This window comes from Mycobacterium sp. OTB74, assembly GCF_029892685.1.
In the GTDB taxonomy this organism is placed as follows: domain Bacteria; phylum Actinomycetota; class Actinomycetes; order Mycobacteriales; family Mycobacteriaceae; genus Mycobacterium.
The window spans coordinates 1-19,299 of sequence record NZ_JARXVD010000037.1 but is presented as its reverse complement, the minus strand read 5'-3'; the positions used below and the strand labels follow the sequence as shown (position 1 = coordinate 19,299).

Annotated in this window: 13 protein-coding genes; 7 read left to right on the top strand and 6 right to left on the bottom strand. The window is 64.7% G+C overall.

Going from position 1 to position 19,299, the window contains the following annotated elements; all coding sequences use genetic code 11:
- Positions 1 to 111: 111 nt before the first annotated feature.
- The 6 genes from M2432_RS27425 to M2432_RS27400 all read right to left on the bottom strand — a co-directional run bounded on the left by M2432_RS27425 (position 112) and on the right by M2432_RS27400 (position 7,464).
- On the bottom strand, positions 112 to 1,278 hold the full coding sequence (locus M2432_RS27425; protein WP_280830006.1) for a CoA transferase: 1,167 nt from the start codon (positions 1,276 to 1,278) through the stop codon (positions 112 to 114).
- Positions 1,268 to 2,209, bottom strand: a complete 942-nt coding sequence (locus tag M2432_RS27420; RefSeq protein WP_280830005.1) for an SDR family NAD(P)-dependent oxidoreductase — start codon at positions 2,207 to 2,209, stop codon at positions 1,268 to 1,270. The genes M2432_RS27425 and M2432_RS27420 overlap by 11 nt, the downstream gene beginning before the upstream one ends.
- Complete coding sequence (locus M2432_RS27415) at positions 2,175 to 4,016, bottom strand: NAD(P)/FAD-dependent oxidoreductase (RefSeq protein WP_280830004.1); 1,842 nt, start codon at positions 4,014 to 4,016, stop codon at positions 2,175 to 2,177. The genes M2432_RS27420 and M2432_RS27415 overlap by 35 nt, the downstream gene beginning before the upstream one ends.
- Positions 4,013 to 5,209: an LLM class flavin-dependent oxidoreductase gene (locus M2432_RS27410; RefSeq protein ID WP_280830003.1), complete on the bottom strand. Its 1,197-nt coding sequence runs from the start codon at positions 5,207 to 5,209 to the stop codon at positions 4,013 to 4,015. The genes M2432_RS27415 and M2432_RS27410 overlap by 4 nt, the downstream gene beginning before the upstream one ends.
- A gap of 66 nt (positions 5,210 to 5,275) precedes the next feature.
- Entirely contained in the window at positions 5,276 to 6,625 is a 1,350-nt protein-coding gene (locus tag M2432_RS27405) for an aromatic ring-hydroxylating dioxygenase subunit alpha (RefSeq protein ID WP_280830002.1), read from the bottom strand.
- Complete coding sequence (locus M2432_RS27400) at positions 6,619 to 7,464, bottom strand: SDR family oxidoreductase (RefSeq protein WP_280830001.1); 846 nt, start codon at positions 7,462 to 7,464, stop codon at positions 6,619 to 6,621. Before M2432_RS27400 ends, M2432_RS27405 begins: the two co-directional genes overlap by 7 nt.
- A gap of 149 nt (positions 7,465 to 7,613) precedes the next feature.
- On the opposite strand from M2432_RS27400, the gene M2432_RS27395 reads away from it, so the two are divergent.
- The 7 genes from M2432_RS27395 to M2432_RS27365 all read left to right on the top strand — a co-directional run bounded on the left by M2432_RS27395 (position 7,614) and on the right by M2432_RS27365 (position 19,165).
- Positions 7,614 to 9,224: an SMP-30/gluconolactonase/LRE family protein gene (locus M2432_RS27395; RefSeq protein ID WP_280830000.1), complete on the top strand. Its 1,611-nt coding sequence runs from the start codon at positions 7,614 to 7,616 to the stop codon at positions 9,222 to 9,224.
- Between the two features lie 6 nt (positions 9,225 to 9,230).
- Positions 9,231 to 9,965 carry a GntR family transcriptional regulator gene (locus M2432_RS27390; protein WP_280829999.1) on the top strand — a complete coding sequence of 245 codons (735 nt, stop codon included), beginning with the start codon at positions 9,231 to 9,233 and terminating at the stop codon, positions 9,963 to 9,965.
- Complete coding sequence (locus tag M2432_RS27385) at positions 9,962 to 11,455, top strand: AMP-binding protein (protein ID WP_280830007.1); 1,494 nt, start codon at positions 9,962 to 9,964, stop codon at positions 11,453 to 11,455. The genes M2432_RS27390 and M2432_RS27385 overlap by 4 nt, the downstream gene beginning before the upstream one ends.
- Positions 11,437 to 12,204, top strand: coding sequence for an SDR family oxidoreductase (locus tag M2432_RS27380; RefSeq protein ID WP_280829998.1), 768 nt, complete (start codon positions 11,437 to 11,439; stop codon positions 12,202 to 12,204). The genes M2432_RS27385 and M2432_RS27380 overlap by 19 nt, the downstream gene beginning before the upstream one ends.
- A complete protein-coding gene (locus M2432_RS27375; protein WP_280829997.1) occupies positions 12,201 to 13,661 on the top strand; it encodes an AMP-binding protein in 1,461 nt (486 codons plus the stop codon). The genes M2432_RS27380 and M2432_RS27375 overlap by 4 nt, the downstream gene beginning before the upstream one ends.
- Before the next feature lie 10 nt (positions 13,662 to 13,671).
- Entirely contained in the window at positions 13,672 to 14,457 is a 786-nt protein-coding gene (locus M2432_RS27370; RefSeq protein ID WP_280829996.1) for an SDR family oxidoreductase, read from the top strand.
- A 187-nt stretch (positions 14,458 to 14,644) separates the two neighbouring features.
- Entirely contained in the window at positions 14,645 to 19,165 is a 4,521-nt protein-coding gene (locus M2432_RS27365; protein WP_280829995.1) for an ATP-dependent helicase, read from the top strand.
- Positions 19,166 to 19,299: the final 134 nt, after the last annotated feature.

The following is a 19,299-nucleotide window of genomic DNA, read 5'->3' as shown; positions in this document are numbered from 1 at the left end:
AACAACTCCCGCCGCGTTGCCCTCGAATGTCGGTAACCACTTGGCACGACAACCTCCCAAATCAACGGATGTTGTCTTGACCGTATGAATATGCCCGCGAATTCTCGCGATCTACTTCACGTTCGACACGGGCGCCGGCAGCGAGGCCAGCACCGCGTCGGTATCCTCGCCCAGCTCCGGCGCCGGTCCGGCCACTCGGCCCGGTGTCTTCGAAAACCATGTCGGCACACCGGGAAACCGAACCGGCCCGTGCTTGGTCTCGACTGTCTCGAACATCCCGACAGCATTCAGGTGCGGGTCGTCGAACAGCGCGTCGGGACTGTTGATGGCTGCAGCCGGAATCTCCAACTCCCGGAACAGTTCCAGCCACTCAGCCGTGGTCCGCCCACGCAAGGTCTTCGCCACCAACCCGTACACCACGTCGATCTGCTTGGCCCGCTGCTCCAGGGTGTCGTACGCTGCACTGCGCCAATCTGGTTGCACCGCATCGACAAACGCGTTCCAGTGCTTGTCGTTGTAGATCAGCGCGGCGACGTGCCCGTCCTTGGTCTCATAGGGCCGCCGGTTCGGCGCCACGGTGCGCGGGTACACCGCCGGTCCCAACGGCGGCGAGAACATGGCACCGTTGGCGTGCTCGACGAGCATGAAGGCAGCCATGGTCTCGAACATGCTGACCTCGACCTCCTGCCCTTCCCCCGTACGCTCCCGGTGGAACAGGGCCATCATGGTCGCGTACAGCGCCGTCATTCCGGCAACCTTGTCGGCCATGATGGTGCCGACGTAGGTCGCCTCACCGGTAAGTTGTTCCTGCACAGCCGGAATTCCGCACTCGGCTTGGATGGTGTCGTCGTAGGCGGGGCGATCCGCATCCGGTCCACGCCGGCCGTAGCCGTAGCAGTTGGTGTAGACGATGTCCGGCTTGATCTGCGCGACCTCGTCATAGCCGAGACCGAGTTTGGCAATTGCCTTGCCACGCATGGAGTGAATGAACACATCGGCGTCGGCGATGAGCGCCCGCAGTGCCGCGATGCCGTCTTCGGCGCGCAGGTCCAGCACCACGCTGCGCTTGCCCCGGTTGACGTTGACGAACACACCGGCCATCCCCGGAGCGGGGCCTACCGAGATGTAGCGGGTGTTGTCCCCTTGCGGCGGTTCGACTTTGATGACGTCGGCGCCCATGTCCGCCATGATCTGGGTGCAGTAAGGACCCATCACCATGGCAGTCAGGTCGACGACCCGAATGCTCTGCAGCGGTCCGCTGCCACGTTCACGATCCATGGCGGGCCATCTCAAAGCTGTATCGGATGTGATCGGCGTGGGCGTTGGGCACGACGGGGAATTCCAAGGGTGACTGCATATCCCGAATATCGTCTATCGACGCGGCCACCTCTTCGATGGTCCACGACGGGCGGTACACGCCGGGGCTTTCCACGATTGCCGCCCGGGCCACCCGGCCGGCGATCGAGATCAGCATCTCCCCGGTAACACTGCAGCTTTCGTGGGCCAGCCAACCAACCGTGGGTGCCACCAGCTCGGGGTCCATCGGCGGGTAGGCCGAGATGTCAATGCCCTCAGCCATTCTGGTGACTGCCGACGGGACAATGACGTTGCACTTCACGTCATGCGCCGCACCTTCCAGTGCCACCACGTTGGACAGGCCGATCATCCCGGCTTTGGCCACCCCGTAGTTGGCGACATCGTGGTTGCCGTAAAGACCACCAATCGACGAGGTCAGCACCACCCGCCCGTAGCCGGCAGCCTTCATCAGCGGAAAGGCCGGTCGCACAACGTGAAACGCCCCGCGCAGGTGAACGTCCAACACCGACTCGAAGTCGTCGTAGCTCATGTCGGACAGCGAGGCCCGGCGCACGGTGCCGGCGTTGTGTACCAGCACGTCGACGCCGCCGAACTCTCGCACCGCGGTGTCGATAATTGCCTGGCCGCCTTCGGGCGTGGCCACCGACGAGGTGTCCGCAACCGCCGAGCCTCCGGCAGAGCAGATTTCGTCGACGACCTCCTGCGCAGGCCCGGTGCCGCCGCCCTCACCGGTCATGCTCGCGCCGGAGTCGTTGACCACCACCCGAGCTCCTCGCGAAGCCAAGAGCAAGGCGTACGAGCGCCCCAGTCCCCGGCCGGCGCCGGTGATGACGGCAACCCGACCGTCGAATCGCAACTCAGGACTTGACGAGGCCATCCAGATCGCCTTCATCGCGCCACGCTGCCAACAGATCACCGAACGCGTAGAAGCCCGGCCCATACGGCTCGCCGAGGTGGCTGCGCAGACCGCCGTCGCCGCCGCCCTCGTTGTTGTAATAGCCTGGCGTGCACTGGGCGTCGAACGCCGAGTTGTCGACGAAGTTGTCCTTGATGGTCTGGCACCAGGCGTCCTGTGCGGCCTGACTCGGCTCAACAGTCGTGATGCCACGCTCCAGAGCCTGGGCGATGATGTACGCGATGTGCTCGCCCTGCAGTTCGTAGTTCGAGGCAATGTTGGCCGAAATACCGACCTGGGTGAAGCCGGTGAAGAACTGGTTGGGGAACCCGACGCTGGTCATGCCGTGCAGGGTCTTGTAGCCCTCGGACCAGTGGTCGTAGAGCGACAAGCCGTTGCGGCCCTTGATCGCATCGATCGAGTAGCGCCGGCTGATCTCCGTAGTGATCTCGAAGCCACTGGCGAAGATGATGCAGTCGACCTTGTATTCCTTGCCGCCCGCAACGATCCCGTCGGCGGTGATCCGTTCCACGCCTTTGGAATCCGATACGTCCACCAATGTCACGTTGGGCAAGTTGAATGTCTGCAGGTAGTCGTCGTTGGAACACGGCCGCTTGCACAGGAACCGGTAGTACGGCTTGAGGCCCTCGGCGGTCTCCGCGTCCTCGACGATGGAGTCGACGCGACGGCGCAGCCGCTCCATGATCTTGTAGTCCTCTTCCTCACGCATTTCCATGAACTGCAATGGGGTCATGGACGCCGGGTCGGGCAGTGCCAGCACCCGCGCCGCGGTATTGCGGCCCAACTCGGTCCAGAAGTCGCAGACGTAGTCCGGTTGGCCCAGCGCCATGCCCTCGAAGGTCCACGCGTGGAAGTTGCGCTGGCGTTCCTTCTGCCAACCCGGCTGCAGCGTCTTGACCCATTCCGGATCGGTCGGGATGTTGTTGCGCTCGTCCACCGTCGACGGGGTGCGCTGAAACACGTAGAGGTGCTCCGCATCTCGCCCGAGGAACGGCACCAACTGCACACCGGTGGCGCCAGTGCCGATCAGGGCGACCTTCTTGTCGGCCAGTCCGGTGAGGTTTCCGGACGCGTCACCACCGGTGTAGTCGTAGTCCCACCGGGACGAGTGGAACATGTGCCCCTTGAAATCCGTGATTCCCGGGATGCCAGGCAGTTTCGGCCGGTTGAACGAGCCCGACCCGAGCACCACGAAGCGGGCGCGGATGTCGTCACCGCGGTTGGTGCTGATCCGCCAGCGCTCGATGCTCTCGTCCCAGGTCAGATCCTTGACCTGGGTGGAGAAGATGGCCCCGTCGTACAGACCGTAATGCTTGCCGATGTTGCGGCAGTGCTGGAAAATCTCGGCACCGTCGGCGAACTTCTTGCTGGGCATGAAGTCCAGCTCTTCGAGCAACGGGATGTAGCAATAGGATTCGTTGTCGCACTGGATACCCGGGTAACGGTTCCAGTACCAGACGCCACCGAAGTCGCCGCCCATCTCGATGATGTGGACATCCTCGACACCGGCCTTCTTCAGGTAGGCACCGGCCAGCAGTCCGGCGAAGCCTCCGCCCAGCACCGCGACATCCATGTCCACGTCGATGACATCGCGCTCGACGAACGGAGTGTGCGGGTCGCTCTCGCCATAGGAGGCAAAGCGATCGCCGGTCTGGATGTACTGGCGCGAGCCTTCCTTGCGCAGCCGCTTCTCCCGTTCGACGCGGTACTTCTCGCGCAGTGCGTCGATGTCGATATCTTGCGGGGTATCGGTTGCGCCGCAGGAGTTTTCAGGTGTGGTCATGCGTTGACATCCTCGGGCAGCACGGCGGCGTGCAACGGCGCCGGCATCTCGTGCACGGCGGGCAGCACCTCTTGGGCGAACAGCTTGACGCTCTCAAAGGCAGACTCGTACGGCATGGTGCCGAACTGCGGGACGATTGTGACCTCGGAGAACGAGCAGGCCTCCTGCGCCGCCTTCAGCTTCTCGAACACCACATCCGGGGTACCGATCAGCAGGTTGGACGCGTGGTATCCGGGTGGGCCCTTCTTGTCGCCCGGCTTTGGTCCGCCGCTGCCGTCGCCCTGCACCGATTCGGCCAGCAGCGCCGTCGCGGTGGCCTGGCGGTTGGCGTAAGCCTCATATCCCTTGACGCCCTTGAAGTTCGATGCGTCGGCGAAGCCGTAGTGCACATTGACGTCGCGGTTGGCCGTCCAGATCCATTCCTCGGTTTGCGGCACCTCGTCCTCGGAAGCGACGCAGTACATGAACATCACGTTCTTGGGCTGGCACGGTCCCATCCCCTCCTGGGCGCGGAAGGTGTTGACCTTCTTGACCTCTTCGCCGGCATCCCAGATGGGCTTGTTGCCGACAAACAGCGGCACCATGCCCTTGCGCGACAGCATCTCCAGCGATTCCGGAGTGGACGACGAGCTGTAGATTCGGTCGAACAGGTCGGTGCTGATCGGCTCGGGGCGCAGCGACATCTCGGGGAAGCTGAAGATTTCGCCGTCGTATGAGAATCGCTCGCCGGAGAACGCCAGCTTGAGGATGTCGAGGGTCTCGTTGAACCGGTCGCGGCTCTGCTCACGAGGCACCCCGACGGCGTCGAACTCTGCCTTGGACACTCCGCGACCGAGGCCTATGGTGGTGTAGCGGCCGTTGGACACGATGTCCAGGTAGGCAATTTGGGTGGCCAGCCGGATCGGGTTCCACCACGGTGCCACCGCGACGAAGGTGCCCAGGCTGACCCGCTCAGTGCGGCCGGCGAAGTAGGTGAGGGCCTGAATCGGGTTGGGCGTCATGCCATATGGCGTGCCGTGGTGTTCGGGGAACCAGATGCCGTCGAAGCCCAGCGGTTCGGCCATATCACCGAGGGCCAGCGCCGCCTGGACGCATTTGTAGTCCGGCGTTTCCGGTGGCGTGCTGAAGTTGCCCGCCAGAACGCGCTCCCAGTCCCGGGAGTTCTGCGCCCCGGTACCCAAATTGACCTTCATATTCGTCTCCTCACTAGGTGATTTGTGCACGTTTCGGGGCGCCTAACGCCCCGTTTCGTGCACAAATCACGAGATGTCCTGGGGCTCTCCGGAGCCCATGTATTTCGAGAGTTGGTGGTGCAGGTTCACCGTGCTGCGTTCGCGGTACGGATTGGGCTTGGTGCCGGGGAATCCCAGGGACTTCATGCCCTGTTGAACCGCGGCCATGTTCGAGAAGTCCTGTGGCAGCACCGACAACCAGTTCGGGCTGTCCGCCGGGGTGTACTGCCACTCCGTTTGTGGCTGCGCGCCTTCGGGATACAGCTCGAACACCGATACCTCAAAGATGCACTTGTCCGGGTTGTAGCTCGGGTCAGGACGGGCGCTGTAGCACAGGGCACTCGTCAGGCCCTGGCCGATCTGGAAGTTCGGGAACAGCTGCCAGGCGGTGCCGCTCTGGCCCAGAATCTCGGCCGGGATGGTCGGCCAGATGACCCCGCGCCCTTCGTCATCGGCGCGGGCTGAAGCCAGCCAGTGCTCCAGCACCTTGTCCGCGGGCGTGCCCTCGGGCAGTTCGTCGACCAACCGGAGCGCGGCGTTCACCAGGGTCTTCGTGGTGGTCGCGTTGGTCTCTTCCATGGTGTAGACCTGCATCTCGGCGGTCGAGATACGCGGATCGCCGATGCCCAGCCGGATCTTGGACTTGGTCTCGGCGAGATCGTCTGGTGCGTCGTAGCCGATATTGCTGTGCCGCCCTTGGGCTTTCGCCCAGCCCTTGAATTCACCGAACTTGTTGAACTCGGGGTGGGTGGTGAACACGTGGTAGGTCTCGTTGAAGGCCTCCAAGGCGACCTTCCAGTTGCAGTCGAAGTGCAACCACTTGCGCCACTTGTAGCGCATGTTTTCCAGGCCGAACGGGTCGAGGATCTTGGCGGCCGGGTACAGGAAGTCGGCCAGCGGTTCGCAGTCCGGGTCCATGTTGATCCACAACCAGCCACCCCAGGTGTCCACCCGCACCGGCGCCAGCCTGGTGTTCTCCGCGGTCAGAACGCCCTGCCAGTCGTCCTGCTCGCGGATGTGGGTGCAGCCGCCATCCAAACCGTACGTCCAGCCGTGGAATCCGCAGACAAACGACTTGCGGGTGCGGTCGCAGGCATTCTTCGCGCCGCTGGGAGTGTCCACCAACCGCCGACCGCGGTGCATGCAGACGTTGTGATGGGCGGCAAACTCGTTCGGTCCGGTACGGACGATCAGAATCGAGTCGTCGAGGATGTCGTAGGTCAGGTAGCTGCCGACCTCGGGGATTTCCTCGACCCGGCCGACCTGCTGCCAGACCTTGCGCCACAGGCGATCCCGCTCAGCGCGGGCATACTCCGGTGACGTATAGGCCTCCACCGGGATGGTGGTGGGGCCGGACAGTTCTTCGCTGTTCACCATTGCTTGATCGCCTCCCGAAAATCCTGGTCCTTCAAGAACAATGACGTGTTGTCGGCGTCGAGGTGCGTCCACCTCAGGTTCAAGCCACCATCGACCAGCAGGGTCTGACCGGTCACGTAGGTCGACAGGTCGGACAGTAGGAATGCGATGGCACCGGCGATCTCGTCAGGGGTGCCGCGTCGTCCCATCGCGATGGCCTTGCGGTCCCGCTCCTCGTCGTGATCTGTGTAGGTCAGCGATGCCGGGGTTGCCGTGACACCGGGTGCAACGGCATTGACCCGGATTCCGGACTGTGCCAGTTCGACGGCCATGGTCCGGGTGGCCGCCACCATCGCAGCCTTGGCGGTGCCGTACCCGATATGCAGCGGGGCGGTGTTCATACCGCTGATCGACGAGACGGACACAATAGAGCCCGGTCGTCCCTGCGCCTGCAGCTCGACAGCCACCGCCTGGCTCATGAAGAACATGGTCTCCAGGTTCTGGAGAAACAGATTGCGCCAGTCGTCCCGGCTCACCCGGGTGGAGGGCATCCAGGTAGCCGGCTCGGCACCTCCGGCGACGTTGACCAGACCGTGCAGCGGACCCGCCTCGCGCGCCGCGGCGATGGCGGTCGCGATACCGGAATCGGTCGACGCATCTGCGGCTACCGGCACCACCGGCAAACCCTGCGCAACAAGCGGCCCGATGTGGCTATCCAAGTTGTCCTGCGAACGGCTCACGGCAACCACAGTGGCACCCGCCTGGGCCAGCAACCTGGTCACCGAGGTACCGATGCCGCCGCCGGCGGCTCCGGATACCACCACAACCCGGTCGCCAAGGTTCAGCAGGTCGGTGGCCACTACCTGCAACCTCTATTTGTACGGACCAGAAATGACAATGCACTCATCGGAGAACAATATTCTCCATGGCCATGGCCTGCGTCAAGAGACAATTTCATCCTTGTGGACGGCTATTGTCTGGACCAACAAGCCTTGCTATCGTCCGACCCGTGAACAGCGGATCGACCACTCGTTACCCAGCTGCACCACAAGCCGTCGACGGCTGGCGGGTAGACCGGATCACCCCACCCAGCCGGCTGTACGGCGCCAACGGTCTGCGCACCGGTGCGGACGGGCGTATCTACATCGCCCAGGTCACCGGCAGCACCATCAGCGCCCTGGATGTGAACACCGGGGACCTGGAGACCATCAGCGCCAAGGGCGGCGACATCATTGCGCCCGACGACATCGCGTTCGGCCCCGACGGCACGCTGTATGCCACGGAGGTGATGGACGGGCGAGTCAGCGCGCGCGATACCAGCGGGCGTTGCCGGGTGCTGCGCGACGACATGCCGTCGGCCAACGGCATCACCGTGCACCAGGGCCGGCTGTTCGTCAACGAATGCCGCGAGGGTGGACGACTTTTCGAGCTGGATCTGGCCGGCGGGGCACCCCGATTGATCGCCGAGAATCTGCCCTCACCCAATGCCATGGAAGTCGGACCCGACGGGATGCTCTATTTCCCGGTGATGGGTGCCAACCAGATTTGGCGGATCGACCCTGAAGGCGGCGAAACCCAGGTCGTCGCAGGTGATCTCGGCGTTCCCGACTCGGTCAAGTTCGACGCCGACGGGTTCATCGTATCGACCCAGGTGCACAGCGGGCAGGTACTGCGCATCGACCCACGTACCGGCGCTCAGACCGTGCTGGCCAAGCTCAATCCCGGTTTGGACAACTGCACGCTGGTCGACGGTCGACTGTTCGTATCCAACTTCACCGGGTCCATCACCGAGGTGCTCGCCGACGGCCAGATCCGAGATCTACTCCCCGGCGGGCTGAACTGGCCGTTGGACCTGACTGTCGGCGCAGACGGCAGGCTCTACATCGCAGATGGCACCTACTTCTATGCACTGGGTGCCGACGGCACGCTGGAGACCGTCGCGATGCTGTTCACGCCGGGCTACCCCGGCTTCGTGCGGGGCGTGACTGCCGCCGGCCCGGGTGAGTTCGTGGTCGCCACTTCGGGCGGGCAAGTGGCGCGCTACCGGCCTGCCCTGGGTGAAACCGATTACCTGGCAGACGGTTTGGATCAGCTTTACGGTGTCGTACTGGATGGTGATCGGATTCTGGTTGTCGAGCAGGGCACCGGACGACTGCTTTCGGTAGGAACCAGCACCGAGGTGGTGACGTCCGGTCTCGATCAACCGGTCGATGTGGTGATGGGTCCCAATGGCCCGCTAATCAGCGTCGGCGGTGCCGACAATCCAACCTCCGAGGCCGGCCGGGTGGTGGGCACCGACGGCGCCGTGGTGGTCGATGATCTGGTCAAGCCGCACGGGCTGCTGGTCCGCGACGGGCTGCTGTACATCGTCGATGCCGGCGCCAAAGAGGTGCTGTCGGTCGATCTGACCACCGGCGCACGACAGGTGCTGGCGTCCGGTCTACCGCTCGGTTCGGCGCCGGGAGTATCGCCAAAACCGTTGCAGGGCATGCCCCCGTTCTCCGGTCCGCAGGGTCCGTTCGCCGGCATCACCGGTGGGCCAGACGGCACGCTCTACGTCTCTGCGGACGGCGACGGCAGCATCCTGGCATTGCGCCCGACTTCCGGCCCGAGTCTCTAACTGATCATGTCCGAGCCCACCGACCATCGCTACCTACAGGTCGCTCGCACGCTGCGCAAGGAGATCGTCGACGGCGTCTACCCGGTTGGCTCCCAGCTACCTACCGAACATGAACTGTGCGAGCGATTTTCGGTGAGTCGGTACACCGTCCGCGAGGCGTTGCGCCGACTGCGCGATGACAACCTGGTGTCGTCCAAACCGCGCACCGGCACTCTGGTCGTACCCCGCCCGACGTCGAATTCCTATGCCCAGGACGTGATGTCGATCAATGACCTGCTGGCCTGGGCCGCCGGGGCCGCTCTGCAGATCGAGTCGACGTCGATGGTCACCATCGACAGGCCACTGGCCGATCGCGTCGGTCTGCCGCTCGGAACCCAGTGGCTGGCGGTCAGCGGGGTGCGGCTCAGCGATCACACTGAACTCGCAGTGTGCCGCACCGAATATTTCATCAACCGGTCATTCGCCGCGGTCGGCCGCATGCTGCCGCGGCACAGCGGGCCCATCTTCCCCCTGATCGAGGATCTGTTCGGCGTCAACATCGTCGAAGTGCACCAGGTGATCTCGGCAGCACTGGCTAGCACCGAGCTTGCAGAAACCCTGCAGATCGACGAAGGCGGACCCGCCCTTGAGGTTCGGCGCACCTACAGCACGTCGGACGGTGAGATCGCGCAAGTCACCATCAACACCCATCCGGCCGCACGCTTCCAGCACGCCATGACCATGCGGCGGGTGAAGACCTGACTACTACAACGTTGGCCGACGCCCTTGCCGACGCCGCGACCCGCACGCCGGATCGGGTGTTGATCGTCGACGGCGGCGTCCAATTGGATTGCCGCACACTGCAGCAGCGAGCCGGCGAGCTGGCCCAGGTGCTGATGAGCCGGATGCCCGTAGGCAGCGTGTTGTCGTTCATGTTGCCCAATTGGCATGAGGCCGCGGTGATATATCTCGGCGCCACCCTGGCCGGCATGGTTGTCAACCCGATCCTGCCGTCGCTGCGCGAGCATGACTTGCGCTACATCCTGGCCGACTGCGACAGCCGGATGATCTTCATTCCCGACAACTTCCGGGGCCACGATTACCCGGCCATGTTGACCTCGGTGTGCGCGCACTTGCCCAGCCCGCCGGACGTCGTGGTGGTCCGTGGCGAGCAACCCTTGCCCGAGCCGCCGACCACCCGGTTGCCGCTGCCGACTCTGGACCCCAACGCGGTCCGGATGATCCTGTACACCTCGGGCACCACCGGTGCGCCGAAAGGGGTTCTGCACAGCCATCGTTCGCTCGGCGCGCTCATTGCACAGCTACACGAGTACTGGAGCATCGACCGCGGCGATACGTTCCTGGTGCCCTCGCCGATCGCTCACATCGGTGGGTCCATCTACGCATTCGAGTGTCCACTGTTGCTCGGGACCACCGCGCTGTTGATGGATCGCTGGGATGCAGCCGAAGCCGTCACCCTGATGACACGGCATCACTGCACCCACATGGCCGGAGCCACGCCGTTTCTGGTGAACCTGCTTGCCGCAGCCGAAGAAGCCGGCACTCACCTGCCCGACCTGAAGGTCTTCATCTGCGGCGGAGCGTCGGTCTCCCCACAGTTGATCCACAGCGCCACATCATATTTCGACAATGCGATGGTGACCCGGGTATACGGGTCCACCGAAGTTCCGGTCACCACCGTCGGTGCGCCTCACCATCCGGACCGTGCCGCCGACACCGATGGCCGTCCCGGCATCGCCGACATCAAACTCGTCGACGGCGAGATCCGGGCGCGGGGCCCGCAAATGCTTCTTGGCTATCTGCACCCCGAAGACAACACCGCCGGCACCTTCGACGCCGACGGATACTTCTGCACCGGAGACCTCGGTCGGTGGACCGACGATGGGTACCTGGTGGTCACCGGCCGCGCCAAGGACCTGATCATCCGCAACGGCGAAAACATTTCGCCCAAGGAGATCGAGGACGTCCTGGCCGGGCATCCCGACATCGCCGAGGTCGCCATCGTCGGCATCCCCGATGAACGCACCGGCGAACGCGCGGTGGCGGTGTTGGTCTCCCAGGCCCCGCTGACGGTCGCCGCGCTCGGCGACTACCTGACCGAACGTGGTGTCGCCAAGTTCAAAATGCCCGAACAGGTTCAGATTTGGGACAGCCTGCCGAAGAACGATGCCGGCAAGGTGCTCAAGCACCGGATCCGAATGGAGTTGGCAGCATGCCAGCAGCACCAGTAGTAATAGTGACCGGCGCGAGCAGTGGTATCGGCTTGGCCTGCGCCAAACGCCTTGCCGCCGAGGGTATGCGAGTGCTGGGTATCGGCCGGGATGAAGCCCGCCTGGCCGACCTCGAAGATGACCAGATCGCCACCTTGGCCGTCGACCTGACCGACGATGACGCCCCACGCCGCATCGTCGATGACGCTCTGGCCAGGTGGGGCCGGATCGACTTCCTGATCAACAACGCCGGCGTCGGCAGCCCAAAACCGTTGCACGAGACCGACGACGAAGCCCTCGACGCCTTCCTGGGTTTGATGCTGCGCGCACCGTTCCGGTTGGCCCGCGAAGCCATCGTGCACATGGGTCCCGGATCAGCCATCATCAACGTCACCTCCACTTTCGCGGTCATCGGTGGACTGCGGGGCGGCGCATACTCGGCAGCCAAGGGCGGACTCACCGCGTTGACCACGCATATCGCCTGTCAGTACGGCGCGCAGGGCATCCGATGCAATGCGGTGGCGCCGGGCGTCACCCAGACTCCCATGGTGGCCCAGCGGCTCGATGACGAACGCTTCCGCAAGATCAACACCGAGATGACGCCGCACACCCGCCTGGGCACCGTCGACGACATCGCGGCCACGGTGGCGTTCCTGTGCTCCGACGGCGGCAGCTTCATCAATGGCCAGACCATCGTCGTGGACGGTGGCTGGAGTTCCACCAAGTACCTGTCCGAGCACGCTCTGTCAACGGAATGGGTTGAGCGGTGAGCCTTTTCGGTATTCTGGACACCACAGCGGCACGGTTCGGCGGACGCGGGGCGGTATTCCTCGGCGAGCAGCAACTGCACACCTGGTTCGAGTTGCGGGACCGCGCACTGCGACTCGCGGCGTCGATTCGCAGCACCCATCCGGCCGGTTCACGGATCGCCATCGCGTGCGAAAACCGGCCTGAGATCATTGAATTGATGTTTGCAACCTGGGCCGCCGAATGCGTGGTGGTACCGATCAACTACAAGCTGCACGCGCTGGAGATGCAGCAGATCATCGAGGACTCCGGGGCCGCCCTCGTGTTCGCCTCCCCCAAGATCGCCGGCGGCCTCGGCGTCCCAGCGGAAGTCATTGGCAGCGAGCAATATTCACACCGGCTGAGCACCGGCCCCGCCGCGCCGGCCGATCCTGACCCCGCCACCCTGGCCTGGTTGTTCTACACCAGTGGCACCACCGGCAGATCCAAGGGCGCCATGCTCAGTCACCGGAATCTGACCGCGATGGCGGTGTCGCACCTGGCCGATATCGATGCCCCGGACGAGAATTCCAGCCTGGTGCACGCGGCTCCGATGTCGCACGGGTCGGGGCTGTACATCCTGCCCTACGTGATGCGTGGCGCGCGTCAGGTAGTACCCGCCTCCGCTGCCTTCGACCCCGACGAGTTCCTGGACCTGTGCGCGTTACATCCATGCAGCTCAAGCTTTCTCGCACCCACCATGATCACGCGGCTGGTCCGCACCGGACGCACCAAGCCGCCGAACCTGCGCACCATCGTCTACGGCGGCGGCCCGATGTATGTCGAGGATCTCAAGCAGGCCACCAAGGCCTTCGGTGGGGTCTTCGCGCAGATCTACGGGCAAGGCGAGTCTCCGATGACCATCACCGGACTGTCCGCCGCCGGCCATGCCGAGGCGTCCGATGCGGTGCTGGGCTCAGTCGGGATCACCAGGTCCGGCATGCAGGTGGCGGTGCTGCGTCCCGACGGCTCTCATTGCGACACTGACGAGATCGGTGAAATCGTCTGCCGCGGTGATGCGGTGATGTCGGGCTACTGGAACAACCCCGCCGCAAGTGCCGACGCGCTGCGCGACGGCTGGCTGTACACCGGTGACATGGGCTCGTTCGATTGTGCGGGCTATCTAACGCTGCGCGACCGCTCCAAGGACGTGGTGATCAGCGGTGGCAGCAATATTTATCCACGTGAAGTCGAGGAAGCGCTGATGAACCACCCCGGCGTGGCGGAGGCGTGCGTAGTGGGCGCGCCGGATCCGGAGTGGGGCGAGGTGGTGGTGGCCTTCGTCGTCGGCCAGGCGACCACAGACGAACTGGATGATCACCTGCTGCAACGCATTGCACGCTTCAAGCGGCCGAAGCGGTATGAATTCGTCGATCAGCTGCCAAAGAACAGCTACGGCAAGGTGCTCAAGAGAGAATTGCGCGCACAATTGATGCGGTAGACAGGTTGTCGTGAAGATCGACGGCGCGGTGGCAGTGGTCACCGGAGCGGGTTCAGGTATCGGACGGTCCATCGCCACGGCGCTGGCCGCGGCGGGCGCGTCGGTGGTGGCCGGTGATATCAACGCCGATGCCGCCGCGGCAACGGCGGCGCAGTTCGGCGGCGTCGGCGTCGGTGCGGATGCCTCATCGGCTGACGGCATAGGCGCGCTGATTGACGCTGCCAAGCACTACGGTTCGGTGGACATCTACGTCGCCAACGCCGGGATCACCGGTCAATCCGGACTCGGTGACGACGAAGAGGTCTGGGACCGCATCATCGACATCAATGTTCGCGGTCACATCAGGGCGGCGAAAGCTCTTGTCCCGGAATGGATTGAGCGGGGCGGTGGATATTTCGTCGCGGTGGCCTCGGCGGCCGGTCTGCTCACCCAGCTCGGGGCAGCCGGATACAGCGTCACCAAGCACGCCGCGGTCGGGTTCGCAGAATGGCTGGCCATCACGCACGGAGACAAGGGAATCGGCGTCAGCTGCGTGTGCCCGATGGGGGTTGACACTCCCCTGCTGCGCGGCATGATGGACTCCCCCGATCAGGCGATCCGCGTGGCCGGTCATGCTGTGACCAACGCCGGCAATGTGATCGGCCCCGACGACGTCGCCGCGGTCACCGTGCGGGCCATCGAGCAGGGAACCTTCCTGGTGCTGCCGCACCCTGAGGTGCTAGAGATGTACCGGCACAAAGGCGCCGACTATCAACGATGGATCGCCGGCATGCAGCGCTACCAGCGCACCCTCTGACCAGGGATTTCGGCGCGCTCCCTCTCTGTCAGCCATGCGGAACGCGCCCAAATCACCGCTGCCACAGCCCTAGCTCAGATTGACGAAATGGTCGCTTTTGGAGGCCTTCCAACGGCCATTTCGTCCATTTCGGGAAGTGCCAGCAACTCCGCCCGGACTTGTCGCACCCTCAGGGCAGTATGGATGGGTGGCCGTATCCGATCCGCTGGCCCGGTTCAGTGACCTGACCCGGGAGTGGTTTGCGGCTACCTTCACCACGCCTACGCCGGCCCAATCGCAGGCCTGGGAGGCCATCGCAGACGGCAACAACACCCTGGTCATCGCCCCGACCGGGTCGGGTAAGACGCTCGCGGCGTTCTTGTGGGCCATCGACCGCCTGGCTAACGAGCACACCGAAGGCTCCACCAAATCCATCCCGTCGCTCCGCTCGCCCCGGCAGGGCACCAAAGTCCTCTATGTCTCTCCGCTCAAGGCCCTCGCCGTCGACGTCGAACGCAACCTGTCGACCCCACTGATCGGCATCACCCGCGTTGCCGAGCGCCTCGGCCGGCAGGCCCCAAACATCAACGTCGGTGTCCGCTCCGGCGACACCACAACGCAGCAACGCCGCCAGCTGATCACCAAACCGCCGGACATTCTGATCACCACACCCGAGTCGCTGTTCCTCATGCTGACCTCCGCAGCCCGGGAAACGCTGGCCACCGTGCAGACCGTCATCGTCGACGAAGTCCACGCTGTCGCGGCCACCAAACGCGGCGCGCACCTGGCACTGTCACTCGAGCGGCTGGACCAGCTCCTCAAAGAGCCCGCCCAACGCATCGGCCTGTCCGCGACGGTCAAGCCACCTGAAGAGGTGGCCAGATTCCTGTCCGGTGCCACCCCCACCACCATCGTCAAACCGCCGGCCGTCAAGACCTTCGACCTCACTGTCGAGGTCCCAGTGCCGGACATGGCCAACCTGGACGGCAATTCGATCTGGCCCGACGTCGAAGAACGCATCGTCGATCTCATCGAGTCGCATCGCTCGTCACTGGTGTTCGCCAACTCCCGGCGCCTGGCCGAGCGGCTGACAGCCCGGCTCAATGAAATTCATGCGGCCCGCTGCGGCCTCGAGCTGCCCAACGAACTCAATCCGCAGGTCGGTGGTGGTGCACCGGCCCACATCATGGGCAGTGGGCAGACGTTCGGCGCTCCCCCGCTCCTCGCCCGAGCTCACCACGGCTCGGTCAGCAAGGAGGCCCGCGCCGAGGTCGAGGACGACCTCAAGAGCGGTCGGCTCAAAGCTGTGGTCGCCACCTCGAGCCTGGAGCTCGGCATCGACATGGGCGCGGTCGATCTGGTCATCCAGGTGGAGGCGCCGCCATCGGTGGCCAGCGGGCTGCAGCGCATTGGCCGAGCCGGCCATCAAGTCGGTGAAATCTCCGAGGGTGTGCTGCTGCCGAAACACCGCACCGATCTGATCGACTGCGCGGTCACCGTGCAGCGCATGCGCGCCGGCGAGATCGAAACCCTACAGGTACCGGCCAATCCGCTCGACGTACTCGCCCAACACACCGTCGCCGCGGCAGCGCTGGAGCCGCTCGATGCCGACCGGTGGTTCGACGCGGTCCGCCGCAGTGCACCGTTCGCCGCCCTGCCGCGCAGCGCCTTCGAGGCGACTCTGGACCTGCTGGCCGGCAAGTACCCGTCGACCGAATTCGCCGAGCTACGACCCCGGCTGGTCTACGACCGCGACACCGGAACCCTGACCGGCCGCCCTGGCGCACAACGGCTGGCCGTCACGTCTGGCGGCGCCATCCCGGACCGTGGCATGTTCACCGTGTATCTGGCCACCGGCGACGAAACGCCTTCGCGGGTAGGCGAACTCGATGAAGAGATGGTGTACGAGTCGCGGCCCGGCGACGTCATCTCCCTGGGCGCCACCAGTTGGCGGATCACCGAAATAACCCACGACCGAGTGCTGGTTCTCCCCGCGCCCGGCGAACCCGCGCGGCTGCCGTTCTGGCGTGGCGACGCGGTGGGCCGCCCCGCCGAGCTCGGTGCGGCAATCGGCGCGTTCACCGGCAAGCTCGCCGGGCTGGCCCGCGCCGAGTTCGACGAACATTGCAAGACAATGGGTTTCAACGACTACGCCACTGACAACTTGTGGCAGTTGCTCGACGAGCAGCGCCAGGCCACCGGCACCGTCCCCACGGATACCACCTTGGTGGTGGAACGCTTCCGTGACGAACTCGGCGACTGGCGCATCGTGCTGCACTCCCCTTATGGGCTGCGGCTGCACGGGCCACTGGCACTGGCGGTGGGTCACCGCGTCATGGAGCGTTTCGGCATCGACGAGAAGCCGACCGCTTCCGATGACGGCATCGTGCTACGTCTACCCGATACCGGTGAAAACCCGCCCGGGGGTGAACTTTTCGTCTTCGATTCAGATGAGATCGAACAGATCGTCACCAGTGAGGTAGGCGGGTCGGCACTGTTCGCGTCCCGGTTCCGTGAATGCGCGGCCCGGGCCCTGCTGCTGCCCCGACGCCACCCCGGCAAGCGGTCACCACTGTGGCATCAGCGCCAACGCGCCGCCCAACTGCTCGATATCGCCCGCAAATACCCCGATTTCCCGATCGTGCTGGAAACCGTACGCGAGTGCCTGCAAGACGTCTACGACGTCCCCATGCTCACTGACCTGATGCGACGTATCGCGCAGCGCCGCGTCCGGGTGCTCGATGTGCAGACCGCCACCCCATCGCCATTCGCGGCGTCGCTGATGTTCGGGTACGTCGGCGCATTCATGTACGAAGGCGACAGCCCACTCGCCGAACGCCGCGCCGCCGCACTGTCTTTGGACCCCACCTTGCTGGCCGAACTGCTCGGCCGGGTCGAACTCCGGGAACTGCTCGAACCCGACGTCATCACGGCGACCATTCGACAGTTGCAGCATCTGACCGAGGAACGCGCCGCCCGCGACGCCGAGGGTATCGCCGACCTGCTGCGACTCCTTGGCCCGCTGACCACCGACGAGCTCCAACAACGTTCCACCGCAACAGATGTCGGTGCCTGGTGTGAAACACTGCATGCGGCAAGGCGGGCCGTACCAGTCACCTTCGCAGGCCACAGTTGGTGGGCCGGGGTCGAAGACATGGGACTGCTGCGCGATGGGCTCGGCGTCGCCGTACCCATTGGCGTACCGGCAAGTTTCACCGCCACAGTGACCGATCCGCTGGGTGAGTTGCTCGGCCGCTACGCACGAACCAACGGGCCGTTCACCACGACCCAGGCAGCATCGCGGTTCGGGCTGGGCCACCGCGTCACCGCCGACATACTGAGCCGGATGGTATTGGACGGCAAACTGATTCGCGGTGAGTTCACCGACATCCCAGATACCGAACAATGGTGCGACGCCACCGTGCTCAAGATTCTGCGCCGTCGCTCGCTGGCCGCGCTGCGGGCCCAGATCGAGCCCGTCAGCACTGCGGCGTACGCCCGCTTCCTGCCCGCCTGGCAGCAAGTCGGTGATGCCCGGGGGGTCGACGGCCTGGCCGCAGTCATCGAACAGCTTGCCGGCGTAACGATCCCGGCCTCGGCGGTTGAACCACTCGTGTTCGGCCAGCGGGTGTCGGACTACCAGCCCGCGATGCTCGACGAACTGCTGGCCTCCGGCGAGGTCATATGGTCCGGCGCGGGTCAGATCGCCGGCAGCGACGGCTGGGTGATGTTCCACCGGGCCGATACCGCGCCGCTATCGCTGGCTCCAGGAACCGAGATCGAATTCACCGACACCCACCGCGAGCTACTCGACACTCTCGCTAATGGCGGCGCCTACTTCTTCCGACAATTGGCGCCCGAGGACAACGCTGACGCCAAACAGGCTCTGTGGGAACTGATCTGGGCCGGTTGGGTCACCGGCGACACTTTCGCACCGGTTCGGGCGGTCCTCGGAAACGCGGGCCGGAAGCCCGGCGGCGCACACCGTCAGCGACAGCGGCCGCCTCGGCTCAGCCGCTACAGCGTGGCTCGCCCGCAGGCCCGCACGGTCGACCCAATCGTCGCCGGCCGCTGGTCGGCGCTGCCACCGGCAGAACCTGAGTCGACGGTGCGCGCGCATTTCCAGGCCGAGCTGCTGCTGAACCGGTACGGCGTGGTCACCCGCGGTGCAGCCGACGGGCTCCCGGGCGGATTCGCGACCTTGTACAAGGTGTTGACTGCCTTCGAAGAGGCTGGCCGCTGTCAACGCGGATACTTCGTGGAATCCCTTGGCGGAGCACAGTTTGCGGTGGCCTCGACCGTCGACCGGCTACGCAGTTATCTGGACAACATCGATCCGCACAACCCAGACTATGCGGCCGTGGTACTGGCCGCCACCGACCCGGCGAATCCATACGGCGTCACCCTGCCCTGGCCGGAAGTCGCCGATACCGGGCATCGTCCAGGGCGCAAAGCAGGCGCATTGGTTGCTCTCGTTGACGGCGAGTTGGTGTGGTTCCTGGAACGCGGCGGTAAATCCTTGTTGGCATTTGACGCCAGTACGGAACAGCATCGGGCGGCCGCCGGTGCCTTGACGGACCTGGTGAGCGCGGGCCGGTTGCAGTCGCTGCTTATCGAAAAGATCAACGGCGTATCGGTACTCACGCCGGATACCACCAGATCCCCGGTGCATCAAGCATTGGCCGATGCCGGGTTCTCCCGTACACCGCGCGGGTTGCGCCTGCGCTGATCCAGCGCGCCCAACATGCACCAGATAGCCAAAAATCCACGGCATATTCATACGGTCAAGACAACATCCGTTGATTTGGGAGGTTGTCGTGCCAAGTGGTTACCGACATTCGAGGGCAACGCGGCGGGAGTTGT